The organism is Caecibacter sp. AF58-12pH5A (assembly GCF_027681725.1).
GTDB lineage: Bacteria > Bacillota > Negativicutes > Veillonellales > Megasphaeraceae > Megasphaera > Megasphaera hominis.
This window is the reverse complement of the sequence record NZ_JAQDBC010000003.1, coordinates 117,635-137,132: the sequence shown is the minus strand read 5'-3', so window position 1 is coordinate 137,132 and position 19,498 is coordinate 117,635. Positions and strand designations below refer to the sequence as shown.

The 19,498-nt window shown below is 49.6% G+C and carries 17 protein-coding genes and 1 pseudogene; 2 read left to right on the top strand and 16 right to left on the bottom strand.

Features of this window, described 5'->3' with window-relative positions; translation table 11 throughout:
* Positions 1-20 precede the first annotated feature (20 nt).
* Positions 21-1,898, top strand: a complete 1,878-nt coding sequence (locus tag PGX44_RS02920; RefSeq protein WP_498854185.1) for a sigma-54 interaction domain-containing protein — start codon at positions 21-23, stop codon at positions 1,896-1,898.
* 64 nt (positions 1,899-1,962) lie between these two features.
* Here PGX44_RS02920 and PGX44_RS02915 read toward each other — a convergent pair whose 3' ends face one another.
* The 10 genes and pseudogenes from PGX44_RS02915 to PGX44_RS02870 all read right to left on the bottom strand — a co-directional run bounded on the left by PGX44_RS02915 (position 1,963) and on the right by PGX44_RS02870 (position 12,964).
* Positions 1,963-3,147 (bottom strand): pyridoxal phosphate-dependent aminotransferase, encoded by a 1,185-nt coding sequence (locus PGX44_RS02915; RefSeq protein WP_498854184.1) that lies wholly within the window; start codon positions 3,145-3,147, stop codon positions 1,963-1,965.
* A gap of 102 nt (positions 3,148-3,249) precedes the next feature.
* Positions 3,250-3,933 carry a GntR family transcriptional regulator gene (locus PGX44_RS02910; protein WP_498854183.1) on the bottom strand — a complete coding sequence of 228 codons (684 nt, stop codon included), beginning with the start codon at positions 3,931-3,933 and terminating at the stop codon, positions 3,250-3,252.
* Positions 3,934-4,231: 298 nt separating this feature from the next.
* Positions 4,232-4,909, bottom strand: a complete 678-nt coding sequence (locus PGX44_RS02905) for a cyclase family protein (protein WP_498854182.1) — start codon at positions 4,907-4,909, stop codon at positions 4,232-4,234.
* Positions 4,910-4,951: 42 nt separating this feature from the next.
* Positions 4,952-5,653: a cyclase family protein gene (locus tag PGX44_RS02900; protein WP_498854181.1), complete on the bottom strand. Its 702-nt coding sequence runs from the start codon at positions 5,651-5,653 to the stop codon at positions 4,952-4,954.
* Between the two features lie 57 nt (positions 5,654-5,710).
* On the bottom strand, positions 5,711-6,991 hold the full coding sequence (locus PGX44_RS02895) for an MFS transporter (protein ID WP_186502453.1): 1,281 nt from the start codon (positions 6,989-6,991) through the stop codon (positions 5,711-5,713).
* A 435-nt stretch (positions 6,992-7,426) separates the two neighbouring features.
* The gene (locus PGX44_RS02890; protein WP_186502454.1) at positions 7,427-8,443 is read right to left on the bottom strand and encodes a zinc-binding alcohol dehydrogenase family protein; all 1,017 of its coding nucleotides are present in this window, start codon (positions 8,441-8,443) and stop codon (positions 7,427-7,429) included.
* Positions 8,440-10,023 carry a mannitol dehydrogenase family protein gene (locus PGX44_RS02885; protein ID WP_498854180.1) on the bottom strand — a complete coding sequence of 528 codons (1,584 nt, stop codon included), beginning with the start codon at positions 10,021-10,023 and terminating at the stop codon, positions 8,440-8,442. Before PGX44_RS02885 ends, PGX44_RS02890 begins: the two co-directional genes overlap by 4 nt.
* Before the next feature lie 95 nt (positions 10,024-10,118).
* Positions 10,119-11,192 (bottom strand): annotated as a pseudogene (gene uxuA, locus PGX44_RS02880) (mannonate dehydratase).
* Between the two features lie 168 nt (positions 11,193-11,360).
* Positions 11,361-12,308 (bottom strand): 2-hydroxyacid dehydrogenase, encoded by a 948-nt coding sequence (locus PGX44_RS02875; RefSeq protein ID WP_498854179.1) that lies wholly within the window; start codon positions 12,306-12,308, stop codon positions 11,361-11,363.
* Positions 12,309-12,409: 101 nt separating this feature from the next.
* A complete protein-coding gene (locus PGX44_RS02870) occupies positions 12,410-12,964 on the bottom strand; it encodes a 3'-5' exonuclease (RefSeq protein WP_498854178.1) in 555 nt (184 codons plus the stop codon).
* Positions 12,965-13,081: 117 nt separating this feature from the next.
* Here PGX44_RS02870 and PGX44_RS02865 point away from each other — a divergent pair, with 117 nt between their 5' ends.
* Positions 13,082-13,801 carry a M48 family metallopeptidase gene (locus tag PGX44_RS02865; protein WP_498854177.1) on the top strand — a complete coding sequence of 240 codons (720 nt, stop codon included), beginning with the start codon at positions 13,082-13,084 and terminating at the stop codon, positions 13,799-13,801.
* Here PGX44_RS02865 and PGX44_RS02860 read toward each other — a convergent pair.
* The 6 genes from PGX44_RS02860 to PGX44_RS02835 form a co-directional block, all read right to left on the bottom strand.
* Positions 13,798-14,664 carry a cation diffusion facilitator family transporter gene (locus PGX44_RS02860; protein WP_498854176.1) on the bottom strand — a complete coding sequence of 289 codons (867 nt, stop codon included), beginning with the start codon at positions 14,662-14,664 and terminating at the stop codon, positions 13,798-13,800. The two genes, PGX44_RS02865 and PGX44_RS02860, sit on opposite strands and share 4 nt — an antisense overlap.
* A 222-nt stretch (positions 14,665-14,886) precedes the next feature.
* The gene (locus tag PGX44_RS02855) at positions 14,887-16,074 is read right to left on the bottom strand and encodes an ABC transporter substrate-binding protein (RefSeq protein ID WP_498854175.1); all 1,188 of its coding nucleotides are present in this window, start codon (positions 16,072-16,074) and stop codon (positions 14,887-14,889) included.
* Between the two features lie 71 nt (positions 16,075-16,145).
* Positions 16,146-17,099, bottom strand: a complete 954-nt coding sequence (locus PGX44_RS02850) for a peptidoglycan DD-metalloendopeptidase family protein (protein ID WP_498854174.1) — start codon at positions 17,097-17,099, stop codon at positions 16,146-16,148.
* 15 nt (positions 17,100-17,114) lie between these two features.
* Positions 17,115-17,639: a DUF4446 family protein gene (locus PGX44_RS02845; RefSeq protein WP_186502462.1), complete on the bottom strand. Its 525-nt coding sequence runs from the start codon at positions 17,637-17,639 to the stop codon at positions 17,115-17,117.
* Between the two features lie 106 nt (positions 17,640-17,745).
* Positions 17,746-18,690, bottom strand: a complete 945-nt coding sequence (locus PGX44_RS02840; RefSeq protein WP_498854173.1) for a ParB/RepB/Spo0J family partition protein — start codon at positions 18,688-18,690, stop codon at positions 17,746-17,748.
* Positions 18,680-19,456 carry a ParA family protein gene (locus PGX44_RS02835; RefSeq protein ID WP_498854172.1) on the bottom strand — a complete coding sequence of 259 codons (777 nt, stop codon included), beginning with the start codon at positions 19,454-19,456 and terminating at the stop codon, positions 18,680-18,682. Before PGX44_RS02835 ends, PGX44_RS02840 begins: the two co-directional genes overlap by 11 nt.
* Between the last annotated feature and the right edge of the window lie 42 nt (positions 19,457-19,498).

The window sequence follows — 19,498 nt, the reverse complement described above, 5'->3', positions numbered from 1 at the left end:
CAGGGCAGGAGGTGCTCCCCATGGATAGTATTTACTTTTTTATTGCCGACACTACGATGAAGCAGGCCGTTTCCCATATGCTGGCTTCGTATAGCGATTTGCCTGACTTAGATTCCGTAACGGTAAAAACGGAAATTGTCGATTTCCCCCATATGGTTGCACAGGCACAGCACATGGTCCAGGCCGGCGCTAAGGTCATCATCACCAACAGCGGCTCGTACCAAATTTTGTCAGCAGCGATTCACGAGATCCCCATTCTCTGCTTGTACAGTTCTACCTACGACGCCCTGTATACGCTGCGTCAGGCCAGCAGATATAAAAAAATACATCTCCTCCTCAACAAGCATTTCATTTTTAACCCTGATATTTGTCCGCCAGACTTGCGGGCCAAGCTCATCATACATGAGCCCTACAGCATTGACGATACGTACGACCAGCTTTTAGAGCGTATTCAGGATATTCCCATTACGCCAGATACAGCCATCGTCGGCTGCACCCTCTTGCCCCAGATTGCCAACATCGTGCCCTTGCCCGTCTTTCCCATCAGGCCAAGCGAATCGACACTTTTGTCGGTCTTCCAGTATGCCCTGGGCATCGTCCGCTTCCAGCGGCAGGACCGGCGCCAGCTCTCTACGCTGGAATCGATCTTATCCCATGTCACAGACGGCATCATCCTCTACGGCGCAGGCGGGGCCATTTCCCATATTAACCGGCAAGCCTCTATTTTCCTCGGCATCCCGGCAGACACAGAAAATATACGCACTATATTTCCCGATTGGCACGAAGGAACGAAGCCGTCCTTCAAAGACCGCATCATCCACCAGCCGCCGTATACACTCGTCGCCAATTCCGATTCCTTCATTTCCGGCCAGGAACGGCAATACATCCTGACTTTGCGGGACGTAACAGAATTACAGCGTCTGGAAAAAAATATCCGCTATAAACTATCGCGTACTGGCCTGGAAGCAACGCACTGCTTTTCAGATATCCGTACGACCGATGCACACATGAAGCAGACTATTGCCCAGGCCAGGCTTATGGCTACGTACAACGCACCGGTCCTGATTCAAGGTGAAAGCGGTACGGGCAAGGAGCTCTTCGCCCAGAGCATCCACAACGCCGGTCCCCGGCACAACGGGCCCTTTGTGGCCATTAACTGTGCTGCCCTGCCTCCGGACCTGCTGGAAAGCGAGCTCTTCGGCTACGCCGGCGGGGCCTTTACGGGGGCCCGTAAGGAAGGCAAGGCCGGACTGTTTGAAATGGCCCATAAAGGAACGATTTTTCTGGACGAAATCAACAGCATGTCACCTAACATCCAGTCCAAGCTGCTGCGCGTGCTGGAAACCAAACAGGTCATGCGCATCGGCTCCGACTACATCATCCCCTTAGACATCCGCATCATCTCTGCCAGTAATGCCGATATTCTCGCTGCTGTCCAGGCCGGTACCTTTAGGCGGGATCTCTTTTTTCGCATTAACACGCTGAAGCTGAATTTACCCCCTTTAAACGACAGGCCTGCCGATATTCCCTATCTTTTTTCCTTCTTTTTGCAATCCTTGGGCGAATCCCCAAAGGAACTCCCGGAAAACCTGCGGCAAACCTTATTGCAACACCACTGGTGGGGCAATATACGGGAATTATACAGCGCTGCCCTGCGGTACCACATTTTCGGTGAAACCGGAGACCGTACATACAGCTATCTCTTTGATGCACCGGCTAGCGAAGAAACGGAGCATCTCCTGGCACCCGGCACGGTAGCCCTTGATATGAAGCATTTGGAAACGGCTATCCAGCAGCTTGTCATTCGCGATTTAATGGAACAAGGCTATACCCAGACGGAAATTGCCAAGCTGCTTCACGTATCACGGCAAACCATCTTCAACCGCTTAAAAAAATAATAGGCTGTGTAACAAAAAAGCTGCCCCAAAAGGACAGCTTTTTGCTATGAATAATAGACACGTGTTACGTATACTGTTCTATGAGCTTTTTAAAGGCCGGGAAGCTCCGTTTGATCATATCGGCTTCTACGCAATAGGAAATCCGTACGTAGCCAGGGCAGCCGAAGCTGTCTGCCGGTACGATGAGCAGATTCAGAGCCTTGGCCTTTTCCGAAAAGGCATTGGCATCCGGTTCCGGCGACTTGACGAAGAGATAGAATGCGCCTTGCGGATAGACGCAGTCATAGCCCATTTCTTCCAGGTCATTATATAAGAGTTTACGGTTTTCGTCGTAAATATTCATATCGCTCGTCTGGCCCAGGCATTTTAAAACGACGTCCTGGAAAAGGTGGGGAGCACACACAAAGCCCATGGCCCGGCCGGCACCGCAGACGGCAGGATAAACATCTTTATCGCTTACGGAATCCGGTACGAGAATATAGCCAATGCGTTCACCCGGCAGGCTCAAGGATTTACTGTACGAGTAGCAGACAATCGTATTGGCGTAGAACTTTGGTACATAGAGAATGGGCAGGCCGTCATAAATAATTTCTCTATATGGTTCGTCAGAAATAAGATAAATAGCATGGCCTATTTCTGACGATTTCTTTGTTAAGATAGCGGCCATTTTTGTATACGTATCAGCCGAATAGACCGTACCGGCCGGGTTGTTCGGCGAGTTGACAATAATAGCCCGCGTATGGGGCGTAATGGCCTTTTCCAAATTTTCCAGGGAGATTTGGAAATGTTCCGTATCCGGTGGCAGGATAACGGCATGAGCACCGGCATTTTCAATGAATACGGTGTATTCCGGGAAAAACGGAGCAATGACCAGCACTTCATCAGCCGGCGATTCGACAATGGCTTTCAAGGTAATCGTCAACGATGCCGCTGCGCCACAGGTCATATAAAAATTATCAGCCTTAACGTGCGCATCATACGTATCATTCATATATTGGGCCAAGCCCTGGCGGACAGCTGTATCACCGGAAGCTGCCGTATACCCGTGAATCGCTGCCGATTCCCGCGTGGCCATGATCTCTGCGATGGATTCTCTGATGCAGGCCGGTGCCGGTACGGTCGGATTGCCGATACTAAAATCAAAGACATTTTCTTTGCCTACTTTGGCAGCCTGTTCCTGGCCATACGAAAATAATTCGCGAATAACTGAGCTCTGTGAGCCCAGGGTATACATTTCCTTGTTTGCCATAAAAAATCACTCCTTTTACAATCTCGTTCCGTTCTATTGTACCATAGGACAGATATAATACCTTGCTTTTTTATGTAAAACTTGCAAAAATCCTTTTTTATATTATAGGAAATAATCCGGATAGGTTTTCTTCAGCTGTTGTACATCCGTATCAAACTTAGTCAGGTGTTCATGCAACAAGGTTACGCCTTTTTCTTCATCATGCGCTTCGATGGCAGCAACGATGCCTTCGTGGATGTGGAGAGGAATTTCAATGGGTTCAGCAAATGCATTGAGGGTCCGCGCCCGGAAGTAATCACGGCTGGCCTGCATCAGTGTCTGCCAGACGTACTGTTTGTCACAGCCCGTAAAAAGGGTACTATGAAAGCTGTTATCTGCTACATAGAACCCGCGCGGATCGCCTGCATCGACAGCCTTGTGCTGTTCCTGGATTAACTGCTTTAATTGCTGTAAATGCGGATCCGGAAAGGACTTACAAGCTTCCCGTACGACAGCCTCTTCCAGGACGACGCGCATAAAGCGCGATTCTTCCATGACGTGCATGTCCAGCTTGGCAACGAACGTGCCCCGCTGCGGTAAAATATCGAGGAGCCGTTCCTGCGCCAAATGAATAAAGGCTTCCCGTACAGGAGTACGGCTCGTTTCCAAAATACTGGCTACTTCCTTTTCTGACATAGCCGTACCGGGAGCAAGCTGTACGGACATAATGTTGTTATAGAGCGTCCGGTATACATACGACCGGACATTTTCCCGCGGCTCTGCCGCCTGTGTTTGTAACTCAATCATTAGCCTCACCTAACTATTATAAATTTATACCGTCTCCTAAGTTCCTACACGTGCTGCATAAAAGAAAGCCGATTTTACCTGGTCCCTAAGCCCACGGACCAAGGCAGAAGCGTCGCTTTTATATCCCTGGGGAAGTTCCCTTTTGACGGATAACAACCTGATACCATATATACTATTCAATTATAGCATACCACCCATACATAAGCTAGCAATTATTCCTATTTGGGGGCAAAATACAATAAGATAATTTTATAATAAAAATACTCCTCCTGATTTCTCAAGAGGAGTATCACCATTCTTATTCTACTTCGGCAATAATCGTAACCGGTGCACTATCTACATCTAAAGCACGAATAGGTGCTACGGTAATACTTTTTACAGTCTTTCCTTCCAGCGGGGAAAGCATCATGTCTTCAATGACCGTAACGAAGTGATCCGTATAGTAACCGAGCAGCCAGTGATGGGCTTCCGTTGCATAGTCGTTACATACCGAGCCGAGGGACAGGGAATCGAGACCGATCGTCTTTAAATCAGGGAAATTTTCTACCAAGTATTTGCAAAGACCCGGATGAGCACTGGGATTTTCATATTTATATCCCTGCGGATCCAGTTCCTTCTGTTTTTCAAAGCCCGTACGGAAAAGCAACAGCTTCACCTTGGCAATCTGGTCCTTATAGGGCATGACATCTTCTGCCGTAATGACTTCTTTCTTTCCCTTGGGAATATCGAGAATCAAAATGTCGTCGCCTTTAAAGCAGAAATATTCCATTGGCAATTCAGTAATCTTAGGTCCCTTAGCATTGAAATGGCGCGGTGCATCATAGTGCGTGCCATAGTGGTTTGGAATCACCATGATGGACGTGTTGCAGGCGCTGCCATCAATACCAATAATATCATGCCGGCCAGCAGAATATACAGGGGCATCCGGCCAGGCGATTTGACCTTCAGCTAATGGATAGGAAAGATATACATACATGTAACATCACCCTTTCAATTAAGATCTGATCCAACGTATTATTTATTTCTTTTCAAAGAAGGCTACCGCATGGACCGGCGATCCGGAACCGTCCTTAATTTTCAGCGGAACGGCCACAAAGAATACTTCGTCCGGCAGCAAGCCCAGATTATACAGGTTTTCAACAATCAGGATACCTTTTGGCAATAAGGTCTTGTGTGTCGGGTCGGTACCAGCGAAAACGTCCAATGCCAGGGCATCACAGCCTACGATCTTTACGCCTTTTTCGGCAAGGTACTGGGCACCATCCTGAGCCAGGCCCGGCCAATCTTTGAGGAAATCGTCATAATTCGGTTTCACACCATAGCGTGCATCCCAGCCGAAGTGGAGCAGGACAATATCATCCTTTTGAATTTCTACATGGTCTTTTTCCCAGGCCATAATATCTTCCTTATGGAAGAGCCCCAGGGGCCCTACCTGCGTGGCTTCGATCTTTACAGCGTGGCCCATGAACTGTTTAACGGGCACATCACTTACAGGCGTAGCACCTGTAATGAAGTGACGCGGTGCATCCATATGAGTACCGCAATGTTCGCCCATCGTAATGGCATAATGCGTTGCCGGGTCACCTAATTCCGTCGATTCGACAATGTTGTGGAAAAAATGCTGATGCGTTGGCCAGACAGGCATACCTTCTTCCATGGTTAGTGTTAAGTCCACAGCTTCCATGTTGTTTAACGCCCGGGCAATATCTTTTGTATTCACACTACTCAGCTCCTTTACGAAATACAGAAAACATAGGAACAGTTACCATGCACAGTCTTATGCAGCAGCCTTGTCTTTATCCTTATGGACAGTTTCTTTGGTAATTGCCAGAGGAATAAAGGAAAGAGCCAGCATGATTGCTAAGACAACATAATGGGCAGTAAAACCAAACGTTTCAATAATCCAGCCAGCCGTCGGAGCTGCGAAGAAACCGGAAAGGCCCAGGGCAATACCAATCATAAGACCCATGGAAGAACCGGCCGATTTCGGCAGAGAATCGATCAACAGGGCATAGACAACGGGGAACGGTGAATTACGGAACAAGCCCCAGAAAATAAGGATCATCCAGGCAGTCATTTCTGTGTTAATGAACATGCAGGCCAAAGTAGCAATAATCCAGCCAACGGCGATAATGCGCAAGGCAAATTTACGGCCTGTCGAGTCGGATACAGTACCCCAAACAATCTGACCAATCCAACCGGTAATACCAGAAGCACCGGAAACAACAGCAGCGGCTGCTAAGGAAAGGCCAACAACGGTGGTTAACTGCAAGGTCATGAAGGTTGTGATAGCTGCTTCTGACCAGAGGAAAATGAAATCAAAGATAATAAGCATGACGCAGTTTCTGTTGTGTAAGCAAATACCAACATTTTTAATCATTTCTTTAAGAGACGGCTTTTTGCCTTCGGCTTCTACTTCATCCAACGGCTTCGTCATCTTGTGGTCTTCAATCCATTTGTAAACTTTCTTCTGATTCTTTTCTGTACCAAAGATTAACTGAAGGATAATAATAGGAATAGCCAAGAGAGGAATAAAGGTAAAGGCATCGTGCCAGGTACCTACAGCCAGGATATAGCTGATAAGGATTGGCCCTAAAAACTGGCCAAAGGGGAAGCCTGTATGATGAACACCAATAGCAAAACCACGGTGTTCTTTTGGCCACCATTCACCGATAATAGCTACGTTAACCGGTTCAGAACCACCAGTGCCCATACCTAAAATGGCCAGAGCACCACGCATGGCATTGACAGTTGTGCACATAGCCGTCAAAATACCGCCAATACCGGCAGTAATCATGCAGCAGATCCAGGTCCAGCCTCGCTTATAGCCGGAGCCTACAGAGTCCGATAAAATACCAAAGAATGTCGCACCAATGAAGGCGCCAATAAACATTGCTGAATTTAAGAAACCAACTTCAGTTGCGCTCCACTGGAATTCTTCCATAATAGCTGGTAAAACGGTAGGTAAAATAATACGTGAAACGGAAGTTGCCAAAATAGCTAATGTCGTTACTAATAACAGTATCCACGATATGGGATGAGCCTTAGGCATTTTCATAAATATACACTCCTTTTTTTAATTAATTGATAGTGTTTACGTTTTCTCCTCCTTTAATACTAGTTTTCTTCTCCTTTCTTATGGGTTTATTTAATATTATTAAGTGTCCTTATTGAATATCTTAATAATTACTAGGTTATATCAAAATAAGTTTAATCTTATATACGTTTTTTTCAAATTATATTTTTAATTTACTTTAAATCCGTGTTTTCAATATACTAACATTCTAGCACTTAACAGAATGATGTCAATGAATTTACACAATTTATATATATCAAATATGTATTGATTTGTTATTCTGATTACAAAAAGGTAAAATTAAATCATAATATTTTATCTTTTATCTTTAGTCCTATTCCAAAAAAAAGAGTGAACCCCATACCCTGCGGGTTCACTCTCATAATATTGCACACAAAACGGTTGCTTTGACTGTGCTTAGAATTTCAAAATAATCTTCAGTACTTTATCCGGATTTTCATCGCTGAACTGGAATGCTTCTGCTGCTTTTTCGAAGGGGAAGGTATGCGTAATGATTTCCTGCGGTTTTACGCTGCCTGCTTTAAACCAGTCGATAACTTCAGGGAAGCGATGGTTATTGAGGCGTGTGCCGATGATTTCCAGTTCTCTGCCCATGATGTCTACCTGGCGGATAGGCAGTTCCTGTGTTGTGAAGCCTAAGACGACGACGCGGCCGGCCTGGCTGGGCAGGTCCCGGATGCATGTAGCCAAAATTTTAGCGTTAGCCGTTGCTTCATAGATCAGGTTGAAGCCCAGGCCATCGGTAAATTCTTTCATGGCATCTACAAGGTCCGTCGTATTGCCATTGATGATCATATCAGCGCCCAGTTCTTTTGCTTTTTCAAGACGGCTTTCTTCCAGATCGAGGATTGCAACGCGGGCACCTTTCATTTTGGCGACCTGCAGGATGATCAAGCCAATCGGGCCGGCACCACAGATTAATACGGTGTCATCGCCACTGAGGCGGCCCCGGTGTGCCACCTGGGCACCGATAGAGAAGGGTTCTACTGTGGCAGCAATTTCCCAAGGCAGATCTGCCGGCAGCTTATAGACCTGATCGGCGTTGACGGCAACGTATTCCTGGAAACCGCCATCTTCATGTACGCCCATAACGTGCAGGCTGGTGCATACATTGTGCCGGCCAATACGGCAGGCATAGCAGTGGCCACAGGAAACGACTGGATCCACGACGACGTGTTCACCTACAGCAAAATCACCGGCCTGGTCACCGACTTTGGCAATTTCACCGGCAAATTCATGGCCTACGACGCGGGGATACGTAGCAAACGCGTTTTTGCCATGGAAAATATGCACGTCGGAACCGCAAATGCCGGCAGCCTTTACTTTGACCAAAACCTGATTTTCTTTGATGGCCGGGATTTCCCGTTCTACCACGGCGATTTTCCCCGGTGTTTCTACTACAACTGATTTCATTTTATACTACCTCCTACATATTTTATTAATACTTCCCGTACAGCGCCAGGACCGGCAATGAGTTCTTTAAAATATGTTTCAACGACCGGTTCAAGACCTAAGGCCGTCAAATCAAGGCCGCCCCAAATGGACGTATGCGAGAGGATAGGCTGTAATACGCCTGTTGCCGTATCTGGCTGTCCCAGCTTGACTGGTGAAAGGACGTGCTGCAGGTCTGCCAGCAGCGGATCCGGGCTGGGCTTAAAGGCGTTCCCCTGATCGTCAATGCCCAGCAGATAGCGGCACCAGCCGGCAATGGCTAAGGGGATATATTTCAAATTTTTGGCTTTCTGGCCATACGCCTGCAGTGTGCCGCCATAGCGTACCCCCACTTTTTGTGATGTATCGGTGGCAATGCGCTGGGGCGTATCGGGTACGTTCTGATTCGGCAGCCGTTCTTCCAAAAATTCCTTAAGGAAATCTTTAGGATGAATAACGCCGGGATCAGCCACTACGGGCAAGCCTTCGTCATAGCCAATTTTTTCAGCCAAGCCACGCAGCTGCGGATCCTGGATTTCATCGGCAATCTTGACGTAGCCAAGGAGACAGCCATAGACAGCTAAAGCCGTATGGAGCGGATTCAGGCAGGTCCCTACTTTCATGCGTTCGCACTGATTGACCGTTTCCCGGTCCGTAAAGATGACGCCTGCTTTTTCAAGGGGCGGCCGGCCGTTCGGGAAGCTGTCTTCAATGACCAGGTATTCCTGTGGTGCTGCATTGGCAAAGAGGGCATATGTGCTGTGTCCGGCTTGAATGAAATCCATATCTGCTACGTCTTTATGACGCAGTTCTTCCTGTACCGTAACGGAAGGGCTGGGCACGATTTTATCAATCATGCTATACGGGAACGACAAGGTATCCGTTACGTAGGACACAAAGCCCGCTTCTACCTGGCCCTGTTTGGCCCACGTTTCTGCAAAGGTCAGGAAGGCCTTGCGGACGCGGTCGCCATTGTGGGAACAATTATCCATACTTACAAAGGCCGTCGGTACAGCGCCGGCCTGATACCGGGCATAGGCCAGCGAAGCCAGCATGCCCATAGAGCTGACGGTCTTAGCCGGGCCATTTGCCAAATCAGCCCGGACGTCGTCTAAATACGCCCCATCAAAGCCGGTTAGGTTATAGCCCTTTTCAGTAATCGTAAAGCTGACGAGCTGCAACGTAGGTGCCGTAAAAATCTGCAGCAAACGCTGCCAGTCTGCCGTCCGCTCCCGTTTTACGGCAACGGCTTCGGCTACACTGCCGATAACTTCGGTCTTATAGGGGCCATCCTTTTCCATGATGACATTGATAAAAAGGTTATCATATGGCGTATACACGTCATCGATGACGGCAGCATTATGGGTCGTAGCTGCAATGATCCCGGTCTTAGCCAGGCCCTGATTGAGCAGACGCTGCTGCAATACTGCCACATAGGACCGGAACAGGTTGCCACAGCCAATATGCAGCCATTGCGGCCGGGCCAGCGTTTCTTCCCGGACAGCCTGGTCATCAAACTGATACAAAGTAAACCCCTTTTCCTGCCATGCATCACGTTGCATACGCACGGCTGATCTTTTCAAGCGCAACATATACATTCCTCCAACACGTTTATATTTCTCTTATTGTACAATACATTGTGCCAGTTTGAAAGTAGTTACTGCGGTCCGCACAGACGATTGATGGCATCCCAAAGGCCGCAAATGTAGTTGGCCCCTAAGGCTCTGTCGTATAAGCCATAGCCGGGACGGCCTTCTTCGCCCCAAATCATGCGGCCATGATCCGGCCGGATGGGGCCGTCAAAGCCGATATCATACAACGCTTGTACAATGTCTACCATATCTAAGGAACCGATAGCCGACTTATGGGCTACTTCATTAAATACCTACGGTTCATGAACCTGGACGTTGCGCAGGTGAATGAAATGGACGCGTTTCATGCGGCCAAATTTGCGGATAATGTGGGGAATGTCATTTTGCCGGTTAGAGCCGAGGGAACCGGTGCAAATAGTAAAGCCGTTGCTTTCACTATCGACCATGGCCGCAATCTTTTCAAGATCTCCTTCATTTTTGACGATGCGCGGCAGGCCAAAGACAGAAATAGGCGGATCATCCGGGTGAATGGCCAGCTTGATGCCGCAGGCTTCGGCTTCCGGTACGACAGCTTTCAGGAAATAGGCTAAATTTTCCCGTAAGTGTTCTTCATCCATCCCTTCATAGGCTTTAAAGAGCGCTTTCAGGGACTGCAGCCGTTCCGGTTCCCAGCCGGGCATGCTGAAGCCGTGGCTGTTATCGAGGATTTCATGCACCATATCCTGTGGTGTTTTTCCTTCTACCAAATGATAATCGTAGGCCAGGCACGTAGAACCATCGTATAAGGGTTTGGCCAAGTCCGTCCGCGTCCAGTCAAAAATAGGCATAAAATTATAGCAGACGACTTCAATGCCTGCTTTCGCTGCATTTTTCAAGGACGTAATATAATTTTCAATATATGCATCCCGCGTAGGCAGCCCCAATTTGATGTCTTCGTGGACATTGATGCTTTCCAGATCCTTAAAAACAAGATGATGCTTTTCTGCTTCCTTTTTCATCTGCAGCAACGGTTCTGCCGGCCATACTTCCCCGACGGGAATATCATATAGGGCACTGACAATTCCATCCATACCTGGAATCTGATCGATTTGTGTCAGCGTAATCGGATCATCTTTTTCTCCATACCAACGAAAAGTCATTCTCATTTTTATTTACCTCGTTTCAAATAAATGATAGAAAATAGGTATAACAATATAGTTCTTTTTTTCATGTTATATGCTACCATACCACTTTTATGATTACAATAGAACAGACAAAAAAAACCAGTCAGATGCCAAAATAGCATCTGACTGGTTCGACTTATCTTTTTAGAGAATAATGTTCTTTTGCTGGCCCTGCAGGTAGGCTTGAATATTGTCGAAGACAATGACCGCCCGTTTTTCCATAGATTCCTTCGTGGCAAAGGCTACATGCGGTGTAACAATGGTGTTTTTCGCATGGAGCAGGGGATGATCTGTAGCCAAAGGCGGTTCCGTTTCAAAAACGTCAATGCCGGCACCGGCAATACGGCCTTCGTTCAACGCAGCGGCCAAGGCCTGGGAATCGACGATCGGACCACGGGCTTCATTGACCAAATAAGCCGTAGGTTTCATATACGACAAGGTTTCTGCATTGATCAGGCCCCGGGACTGTTCCGTAACGGGGCAGTGCAGCGATACGATATCGGCCTGGGCCATCATTTCCTTCATGGGCAGGTATTTGATGAGTTCCGTGTCTTCCTTATGGGAGAAGCCATTGTAGGCAATGACCTTAGCGCCAAAGGCATGGACCAGTTCGGCTACGCGCTGGCCAATGGCGCCGGTACCGATGAGGGCAACGGTCTTGCCTTCCAGTTCAGAGCCGATAAAACCGGCTTTCGTGCCGCCAGCCCGGCAGGCAGCGTCTACTTGCGGTACATAGCGGAGCAGGTCGAGAATCATGGCCAGTGTCAATTCGGCTACGGCAACGGTGGAGTAGCCGGAGGCATTGCTGACTTTGATTCCCTTGGCTTTAGCAGCGGCCAGGTCGACGTGGTCGACGCCGGTAAAAGCTACGTCAATGTATTTCAAATGCGGGCAGGCATTGATGACTTCAGCTTTGAGAGGCATGTTGGCAATGATCAGGATGTCTGCATCCTTGGCTTCTGCAATCTGTACAGCCGGGTCGTCGTTGCGTTCGTAGGCAGCAAATTCATGGCCTGCCGCTTTGACCTGGTCGACGTACGTAGCCAGCAGTTCCTGACTGATTCCCAGCGATTCCAACAAAACAATTTTCATAGCATAAAACCTCCTTCAAATTAGGACCTTAGTTTTTTCTATATTATACTCATTCCCTCAGGAATTGTAAAACAAATTGTCCATACCCGTGCCGGTTCCACTTACAGGCTTTTCAAACGTACGCCCGCCTGCTCGATGAGCTCTTCCATCGAGCGGGCCCTGGTCTTTTCAGCCGCCTTGATGACGATATAGGCACAAGCCCGGGCATCGTCCAAGGCCTGGTGATGCCGAAAGGTATACCCCAGGTGCCCTGCTACGACGTCCAGCCTGTGGCTGGGCAGTTCCGGCCAGATGCGGCGCGAAAGCTGGACCGTGCAGATATACGAGGCCTGCGGTGGCTCCAGATCATACCACGACAGGAGACTGCGCAAGACGCGCATATCAAAGGCAGCGTTATGGGCCGCCAGAATACGGCCATCCAAATGACGCCGGATAGCCGGCCAGAGGGCATTAAATTTCGGTTTTCCCGCTACCATGTCCGGTGTGATCCCATGAATACGCACCGTTTCCGGCGCAAAGACCATAAAGGGCGGGCGGATCAGGCTGTAGCCTTCTTTCACACAAGCCGCATCGTGCATGGTAACCGCCGCCAGAGAGCAGGCACTGTTGGGGTAGGCGTTCGCCGTTTCAAAATCAAGGGCAGTAAAATCTAACATACCATTCTCCTTTCCGGGACAATGGTCCCTACAGCTCGTATTATAACACAAAAAGACATGGACAATGGGGCAAAATAAGTATAGAGTAAACATACTAAAGAAAAAAAGGAGTTCTCTATGTCTACACCTACACGCTATACGATCACGCTCTCAGACCGTACGGTTGTTACGTATGAGCTGCAGCGCAAAGCCGTAAAAAATATTAATCTGCGTATCCCGGGCGATGGCAAACTGTACGTATCGGCGCCGCCGGCAGTACCGCGCTCCCGCATCGAAGACTTTCTACACCGCGAAGAGGCTTTTATCAGCCGCACCCTGGCAACACTACAAAAAGCCCCCGTGCTGACATTGCAGACGGGGGAAACGTGGTATGTCCAGGGCCGGCCTTATGTCCTGCGCGTCATTCATGGCCCGGCCGAGGCGATGTGGCTGCAGGGAAATACCCTTTGCCTGGAAACGGAGTCTGACACGGATTGGGAAACACGGCGCCGCCTCTATCATGCGTTTTTGCTGCGTCTCAGCCAGCCCTTACTCACGGCCAGCCTAACGCGCTGTTACGCCCGTGTCAGGTCCTACGGCATACCGGTGCCACGCGTGACGATACGCTTTATGCAGACCCGCTGGGGCTCGTGTACACCGGCCCGGCAGACCATACGCCTCAATGCGTATTTAGCGATCATGCCCGACGCCTGTATCGACCAGGTCGTCCTGCACGAGCTCTGCCACTTTCTCGAGGCCAATCACTCCGCCCGCTTTTACGCCTGGCTGAGCCGCTTCATGCCAGATTGGAAGAGCCAGAAAAAGGTGCTCGAATCATACCGGCCATACTGTATTTAGCGGGGATCCAAGTGGATGATCGGGTCGCAGGGACCGTATTCCCGGTGCAGCGCCGTTTCTACCTTTTCGGAAATAGCGTGAGCCTGGATGAGCGGCAAGCCTTTATCCAGTTCCAAATGGAAATCCATCATCGTTTCCGTACCGGAAATACGCGTACGTAAATGATGATAACCCATGACGCCCGGTGTTTCCAGAATAATCGAACCAATACGCTTTTCTTCGCTATCGCTTAAGGAGGCATCGGTCAGGTCATCGTAGCTGCGGCGGCACATCTTATAGCCGACGCGCAGAATGCCTACGGCTACGATGCAGGCAATAAGCGGATCGAGAATGGCCCAGCCCGTTATCTTCATGAGGAAAATGCCTGCCATGACAGCCGCTGAGGTCCAAACGTCAGCCCGCAAATGCATGCCATCGGCTTTCAGTGCTTCTGAACCGGTATTTTCACCGACATGGTAGAGCCGTGCCGAAACGACAGCATTGATGAGACTGGAGCCGAGCATGACAGCCAAGGCCAAATTCAGCGATTGCGGTGTCTGAGGAGCAAAAAATTTGCCTGACGATTCATAGATAATGCCCAAGGCCGCAACGATGATCAGAAGGGATTCAAAGGCTGCCGACACATTTTCCACCTTGCCATGTCCATAATCATGGTCCTTATCCGGCGGCAGCGATGCCTTGCGAACAGCCAGACAGGCAATGAATGCCGCCAGGAGATCTACGCCGGAATGAATGGCTTCCGATACGAGGCTGACCGTCCCTGTCAAAAGGCCGATGGAAAGCTTGCCAATGACTAACACCGTATTACTGATAACCGATAACCACGCCGTACGGCGCTTTAATACTGCTTCATCTTGTACCATATATATAACTTCCTTTTTTCCAATACATATAATCAGACATAGAGAAAGCCTGCAGAACCGCATATTACATATATGTAGTCCCGCAGGCTGCGCCTACTGCTTGCGCCCGGCCATAGAGCATGGCCTGTTCTTTACGCATATAGTATCACTTATATTCTCATTTGTAAATAGAATTTTGAGAATGTTTTAGTTGCAAATTCACATACAATGTATGCATTCCTGTCATTGTGTAGTAACGGCCGGCCATTTCTTCAGCAATGCCGGTTCGCCCTGCCAGAAGGTGAGGATAAATACGGATTTAATCGCATCGTGGTTGGAATCGAGGACGACCCGGCCGGTAGCGCCGGTGAAATCCATCGTTTTAGCCAGTTCATGGGCAATCTGCTGGGGTGACGCCGAATTGCCACGCCGCACGGCATCGGCTACCATCATGAGCGAATCGTAGCCCAGGGCTGCGTAGCTGTCCGGCCATTGGCCGTATTTTTCATAATACCGTTCGGCAAAGGTTTCTGCCGTCTGCTCATGCACGTCATTGGCGTAGTGGTCCGTATAAAAAAGATTCGTAAGATACGCCGCATCGGTATTCTTCGCCAAGGCCGGGCCGTTCCAGCCATCGGCACCTAAAATAGGAAGGGTAATGCCAGACGAACGGGCGAGGGTAATGAATTCCCGCGCCTTCTTATCATATAAAGGCAGATATATAGCCTGACACGGCGGTTCCTGTACGGCTGCCAGGGCTGCCTTCAGGTCGCCATGATAGGCGGCCAGATCTACAAAAGCCGTAATCGTGCCGCCATGGGCTTCGATGGTACTGCGATAAAATTCAGCCAGGCCTTTGGAATACGTACTGTCGCTATTGAACACGACGGCCGACCGCGTAACCTGCAAATATTCGACAGCATAATCGCCCATAGCCCGGGCCTGATAGGGATCGATGAAGGTCGCCCGGAACATATATTGGTAGACCTGCCGCGTTTTTGCGTCAACGGTAATGTCCGGGTCTGTGCAGGCCGGACTGATAACCGGGATCCGCTGTGCTTCTGCCGGCCGCATGACTGCCGCCGCGCAGGCCGTCATATTGGGGCCGATGATAGCACTGACATTACGCGTAGCAAGCTGCTGCACGGCCGTAGCCGCATCATCGGCGTTGCCATGATTATCTACGCTGATCAGCTGCACCGGCTTGCCCAGGAGGCCGCCCTGTTCATTGATCATATCCCGTGCCAGTTCAATTCCCTGTTCCGTCGAGCGGCAATAGGCCTCACCCGGTCCGGTCAGGGAAAGATTCGTACCGATCAATACGTCCTTGCGTTGCAGGGGCTGCGAATCAGAACGGCTGCAGCCTGAGGCTATCAGTGCCAGTCCCAAGAGACAGATGCCTATGGCCAGACAGGCGCTGAAATGTTTCATGTAGAGCTCCTTTCACACGAAAAAAGGCAGACAAACTGGCTGCAAGCTGCCAGTCCGTCTGCCTCGTCTGTTTATGGCAAGAACAGCATAGGATCTGTCGGTGTACCATTAACCCGTACTTCATAATGGACATGCGGGCCTGTGCTGCGGCCCGTACTGCCAGCCAGTGAAATAATATCTCCCGTCTTCACTTCCTGTCCTACGACGACAAGAAGCATAGAGTTATGTCCGTAGCGCGTAACAAAACCGCCGCCATGATCAACTTCAACGAGGTTACCATACCCATCTACCCAGCCGGCCATGGTAACCTTGCCAGACGCCGTAACCCGTACAGGCGTACCGTAATCTACGGCAATATCTACGCCTTCATGGAAGCCCGTACCGCCGCCGATGGGGTTGCCCCGATAGCCGAAATTCGACGTAATCGTGCCGTTGACCGGCCAAATGGACGGATAGTTCGATGCCTGGTACTGTTTGGATAATTGCTGCATTTCCCGGACCTGCTGACCGGCAGTATCACTCAGTACTGTCTTCAGCGTAATGAAACTGATAATGCGGGCGTTGGTCTTTGTTTCCAGCCGCGAGGTGGCATGTAACAGCTCATTGTAGTCAGCATGAGAAACGTCCGGCGATTTCTTCTGCTGTCCTGCTACGCCACCGTCACCTTTTGGGCTGTCACCCGTGCCGGCGCCTTTGACCATTTGCCGCAGCTCTTGGTCAAGGGCATCCATTTTATCCATTTTTTCCTGCAGTGATGCCGTTTTTTCCCGCATCATCTCCAGTTGTTGTTCATGCAGTGCATTTTGTTCTTTCATTTCCTGGAGGGAAACGAACTCATATATCCCGACGAGCAGGCCGGCTACAATGACCACGGCCCCTGCCAAGACGAGGGTTATCCCTTTTTTATATTGTTTCGGTGTCAGCACCAAAGGCTCTGAACGCTGCAAAAAGCCCCGTTGCGACACGTGGGAAAAGACCTCTGCCAGCCGTTTTTTCCCCTCTTGGAACCAATCCTGAATGTTCAAACGTATTCCCTTCTTTTAGTCCTTCTGGACAGTAGTCAGCTCGCCTGCATACTGTAACGCATTATCCAGGCTTTCTTTTTCTTCTTCGCTCATGCCGTAGAGGCACTTGCCATCGACGATGGGCTTGGCAAAAATACGCGATTCATTCCGGCCATAAACGCTGGAGAGGCAAAAGCCATCATTTTTGCCATCGAGAACCGTAAAAGCAAAGCTCAGATTATTGCCAATATTATCAAAGGCATTGTATTTGACAAAGCCTATCTTGCGAAAACAATGATTTTGTACCGCCAGAATGTCCTTTTGCGTCTTGTGGATCAATTCCATGGAATCCTGAAGCTCATGCAAGTGCGCCACATCCTCGCGCAGCTTGGCTTCCATACTTTTTCCCGTTTCATCTTGCATAAAAAATTCATATTTTTTATTGAGCCTGCTCACGCGGCGATTGAGTATGCCAATATAAATGAGCAAAGCCAGCAGCAATACTGCTACCACACCGGCAATAATATAATAAAGCATCTGCCAGTCTAATCCGTAACCCATGTCTTTCCTCCTGCCGTAGTTCCCAACGTGCGTATCTGTTCGTAAAGTTCGTACCTTATATTACACAAAAGATAGGCAAAACACAACTGTTTTTCCTTAATTTTCATTAAATTGTAAAAGAAGACGGAGGCGTGTCGTCTGTTGCAGACGGTTCCTCTGTCAGCAAAGCCAGGAGGCGTTCAAATTCCGCTTCGGACGCAACGGCGATCTCGATTTTCCCCTTCTTGCGCTGCCGGTTAAAACGAATGGAGACATTCGTACCTAAATGTATTTTCAACCGGTCCTGCAGTGCTTCGAGATAGGCGTCACCAGAAGGGCTTTCCTTTTTCTCTTTGTCTTGCAGCAACCGTTGCACCAGCGCCTCACATTGACGGGCCGAAAGCCCCTGCTTTACAATGTGTTCGGCTGCCTGCAGCTGCTGCGTCACATCCGGAAGCTGCAAGAGAGGCCGGGCCTGGCCAATCGAAAGCTGTCCGGCCCGCAAGAGCCGGGCAATATCAACCGGCAGCCTGAGCAGGCGGAGCATATTGGCTACGTAGGGACGGCTGCGGCCTACCTTAGCGGCAGTTTCTTCCTGCGTGAGGCCAAACTTTTGCATGAGCATCTGATAGGCTTCAGCTTCTTCCATGGCATTCAGGTCTTCCCGCTGCAGATTTTCAATGAGCGATACTTCTGCTGCCACGTCAGGCGTATAGCTTTTACACAAGACAGGTACCGTCGTCAGGCCTGCCTGTTTGGCTGCCCGCAAACGCCGTTCCCCGGCGATCAGTTCATACGTGCCGTCAGCCTTTTTCTGCACGATCAAGGGCTGCACGAGGCCGTACTGGCGGATGGAATCGGCCAGCCGGTCCAAGGCCTGCTGGTCAAACGTCTGCCGGGCCTGATGCGGGCTGGCCTGGACGTAGTCAATGGGCACTTCAATGGGCATGCCGGGGCCGGCTTTTTCCACGGCTTTATCTGCTTCATCGAGATGTTTTTCTGTCAGGCCCAGGGCGCTTAACCGTTTCCCTAGGCCGCTGTTATTCCCGAGACCTTTTTTTCTAACCGACACGGCGAATCACCTCTCTGGCCAGTTTTCTATATACGTCTGCGCCACGGGAATGGCTATCATATATGGTGATAGGCTCACCGTGGCTGGGGGCCTCACCTAAGCGTACATTGCGGGGGATGAGCGTGTGAAAGACTTGTCCGCTAAAATACTTTTTCACTTCTTCCGCTACCTGGAGGGATAAGTTCGTACGGCCATCAAACATGGTCAGGACGAGGCCGAGAAGCCGCAGCTGTTCGTTCATGCTGCTGCGTACCATTTCTACGGTCTGCATCAATTGGGCCAACCCTTCCAGGGCATAAAATTCACACTGTACAGGAATCAGGACCTGATCTGCCGCTACGAGCGCGTTGATCGTCAGCAAGCCCAAGGAGGGCGGACAATCGATGAGAACGAAGTCGTACGGCTTTTTTACACTCTCTAAATACTCCTGTAAGGCCTGCTTTAGCACCTGTTCCCGATGCTCCATCGTCACCAGTTCGACAGCTGCCCCGGCCACATCCATCGTTGCCGGCATAAGAGACAGTTTTTTGACAGCTGTTTTCTGTACGACCTGTGCAAAGGGCACGTGCTCAATGAGGCAGTCGTATAAATTTCCTTCCAGATTTTCTTTATCAATACCCAGGCCGCTCGTCGCATTGCCCTGCGGATCCATATCAATCAACAACGTACGTTTGCCGTTGTCTGCCAGACAGGCACTTAAGTTAATACTCGTCGTCGTCTTGCCAACGCCGCCTTTCTGGTTTGTTACGGCAATAATATGAGCCAACGCAGCCACCTCATTTCAAAAATTTTCCTAAAGTCTATATTA